Annotated in this window: 3 protein-coding genes and 1 pseudogene; 3 read left to right on the forward strand and 1 reads right to left on the reverse strand. The window is 36.4% G+C overall.

Going from position 1 to position 3,361, the window contains the following annotated elements; genetic code table 11:
• Positions 1 to 65: 65 nt before the first annotated feature.
• The 3 genes and pseudogenes from ACFO3L_RS05645 to ACFO3L_RS05655 all read left to right on the forward strand — a co-directional run.
• Positions 66 to 599, forward strand: a pseudogene (locus ACFO3L_RS05645) (UTRA domain-containing protein); the annotation flags it as partial.
• A 151-nt stretch (positions 600 to 750) separates the two neighbouring features.
• Positions 751 to 1,830 carry a S66 family peptidase gene (locus ACFO3L_RS05650; RefSeq protein ID WP_379964715.1) on the forward strand — a complete coding sequence of 360 codons (1,080 nt, stop codon included), beginning with the start codon at positions 751 to 753 and terminating at the stop codon, positions 1,828 to 1,830.
• A 19-nt stretch (positions 1,831 to 1,849) separates the two neighbouring features.
• A complete protein-coding gene (locus ACFO3L_RS05655) occupies positions 1,850 to 2,398 on the forward strand; it encodes a GNAT family N-acetyltransferase (RefSeq protein WP_379964717.1) in 549 nt (182 codons plus the stop codon).
• Between the two features lie 85 nt (positions 2,399 to 2,483).
• Here the strand turns inward: ACFO3L_RS05655 and ACFO3L_RS05660 are convergent, their stop codons facing one another.
• Positions 2,484 to 3,059 (reverse strand): polymer-forming cytoskeletal protein, encoded by a 576-nt coding sequence (locus ACFO3L_RS05660; protein ID WP_379964719.1) that lies wholly within the window; start codon positions 3,057 to 3,059, stop codon positions 2,484 to 2,486.
• Positions 3,060 to 3,361 lie beyond the last annotated feature (302 nt).

A 3,361-nucleotide genomic window follows, 5' to 3' on the forward strand; every position in this document is an offset into this window, starting at 1 on the left:
CTGTGCCTCAACCGAAGCCGATTCATCTACACGACTAAAGTCGCGAGTGTTCTCGGCTAGTTAATAAATTAAAAAATCGGGGCACGTATGTCATGTCTCCACAAAAAATTCAAAGTGGTCGTTCAGGTTTAAAAGGTTTCACTGAAGCTGCCAAAGAATACGGCAATACGAGTCAAACTGAAGTGATTACTTTTCATGCAATTGATAGTGTGCCAACAGAGATTCAAGAAGCACTAAAAAAAACCGCTGCAGATATTATTTATGAATTGGTTCGTCGTCGGAATTTAGACGGTACACCGATAACCGTTGAAAAAATATACTTAGCACAAACTTATATAGAAGGGGTAACTGCGAAAGATTTTGAAGGCTCTTTGTTTAAACTATTAGAAGAAAAAGTCGAAATTGCATACTCGCATCAAGAAATCGAAGCCATTTTAGTGACAGAAGAACTGGCAGAATTATTAAACGTGCCATTTGGAAGCCCGTTACTAAAAGTCCATTCAGTAACTTATTCAAAAGATGGCGTACCGATTCTTTACGATGAATCATATTACCGCGCCGATAAGTATACCTTTAAAAACTCTTTATTACGTAACTAGATTAAAACCTTCAGTTTATAAGGTGCCCCCAAAACGTTGGATTTTTTTGGGGGACTTTATCATACTGGGGATTTTTTATTCGAAAACGATTGTTTTTTAGTCTGTGGTCGGGTATAGTTGTTGATAATTTATCACAGTGAGGAGTGGTTGAATGATTAAAGCACCAGCATTAACGCAAGGGGATAAAGTCGCAATTGTCAGTTTATCAAGTGGTACATTAGGGGAAGATTTTTGTAAACATAGTTTGAAATTAGGGATTGAGCGCTTAGAGTCATTCGGCCTTGTACCCGTTTTAATGAAACACACGCTAAAAGGAATTGATTATGTGAAAGCACATCCTGAACATCGTGCTGCGGATTTAAAAGCTGCTTTTTCCGATCCAGAGATTAAAGGGATTATTTGTGCAATTGGTGGAGAGGATACGTTTTTAACTTGGCCTTATTTGTGGGAGGATAAGGAGTTTCGGACTCTTGTTCAGCAAAATCCTAAAATTTTTACAGGCTTTTCAGATTCAACAGTCAATCATTTACTTTTTTATAAATTAGGAATGACATCGTATTATGGTCCAGCTTTCTTAACTGATTTAGCCGAACTTGGCCCTGAAATGTTGCCGTATTCGCTAAAGACTTTCCAACGATTTCTTGGAATTAATGCACAAGCAGCAATTGATTCAAGTCCGGTATGGTATCATGAACGAAGTGATTTTTCAGAACAATCCTTGGGACAAAAACGAATAGAAGAACAGGAAAAAAGTGCCCATGAGTGGTTGCAAGGTCAACGTGAATTCAGTGGTCAATTATTAGGTGGCTGTATTGAAAGTTTGTTTGATTTAATCAAAGGTGAACGTGATCCACTTGAAAAAGAAATTGCTGAAAGATATCAAATTTTTCCAACAGCTGAAGAATGGCGAGGAAAAATTGTTTTTTTAGAAACCTCAGAAGAAAAACCAACACCGGAAAATTTGAGGGAAATGTTAGAAACGTTAAAACAGGCGGGAGTCTTTGAACAGGCAGCGGGTTTACTTTTTGGTAAACCACAAGATGAAGTTTATTACGAAGAATATAAAAATGTGATTCGTGAAGTCATCGTAAATCCTAATTTTCCCGTGTTATATAATTTGAATTTTGGTCATGCTTATCCGCGTGCCATTTTACCTTATGGTGTCAGTGCGCGAGTAGTATTAGATGGTTCAGAGGTATTATTTGAGGAAACCATTTTTTCCGAAAATTAGAAAATAGGAGTGTTAGCCAATGATTAATGATGTTAAGAAAGAGGGCGCTAAGCTCATACAACCAAGTCTTGATTTACTTGATGCCTTACAAGTCTATCAGGAAACATTTGATAATCCCGGTCATATTGCGGGCTCTGGAAGTATCACAACTTTTCCTACAATTGAGGATTGGCTAATAGCAATGAAATTGTACGAAAATGAGGAGACATTACCAAATGAAGGTCGTGTCCCGAGTCGTCAGTATGTCCTTGTCCAAGAAACACCGCAGCAAATTATTGGTATGCTTGCTTTAAGAATGCGATTAAATGATTATTTATTGAATTATGGTGGTCATATTGGCTATTCGATTGCACCGAGCGCGCGTAAAAAAGGCTACGGCTCATTCATGTTAAAAGAATCTTTAAAAGAGGCTAAAAATTTTGGCTTGGCTCGCGTACTAATTACTTGTGATGATGACAATCTAGCATCTGCTAAAGTCATTGAGAAGAACCATGGGATTTTAGAAGATCGACGCTTTGATGAAGAAAATCAAAAATGGGTACGTAGATATTGGATTACAATCGATTAACTAAAGGTGTGATACTTAAAAACAGACAAAAAAGAGCGATTCGGTCGGTTGATCGAATCGCTTTTTTAAAAGACCCTTTTTTGAATTATTCAGCGACAGTTACTTCACCAGTAACGGTTGCACCTTTGCCATCTTTATCTAAGTCAGCAGAAGTTTGGTATTCTTCTTTAGTGAATGTGATATTTCCATCAACTTTTGTACCGATTAAAGAGAAGCCGTTTGCATTCACTTCAATATCACCTTTAATTGTTCCGTAGAAAACAGTGAAGTTTTCAGAGTTAACAACAATTTTTGGTACAGTTAATGTGAAGTTATCTAAAATGTTAAATTTCTCATCTTGTGTATGTAGGGCTAATTTACGGTAGATATCTGCAGAAGCATCATCTTTATCGTGGAATTCGCCATCAACAACGATTTCTTGATCAACGGTTACATCCGCAGTTGCTGCAGTAATCCAGTTTCCTTCAGCGCTTAATGATTTAACGATTTCTTCTGGTTTGTCAGTAATTGAAGCAGAACTAACAACGTCTTCAGAAGAAGCTGCAACAGATGACTCTGGTGTAGAACTTTCAGCTGATTTTTCGTCAGGACTACATGCTGCTAATAAACCGCCAGATAATAATACAGCCGCTGTAAGTGTTACTAATTTTGTTTTCTTCATTATAAATCCCCCGTTACTATCACTTATTTTTTTCGCTTTTTTCACAAAGAAAAAAGTGTTTGTTTTGAAAACCGAAACACTGGCTTTCTATAGCCTTCATATTACACATAAAGTATCAAAATGTCTATTGTTTATATAATATCATTAAAAAAAATTATTAAATTTTTTGTGATAAAAAGAAGAGCCGATAATAAAAAAACTGTCTTAGTAAAATAAAAAAACTGTCGTAATATAAAGGTGGTAATTTGGGCGCTTTGTTCTGAGTGATTGGAAGTAAATTTCGAAAAGCGGTTCTTTCGCTT

It is taken from the genome of Enterococcus eurekensis (assembly GCF_042654605.1).
GTDB lineage: Bacteria > Bacillota > Bacilli > Lactobacillales > Enterococcaceae > Enterococcus_I > Enterococcus_I eurekensis.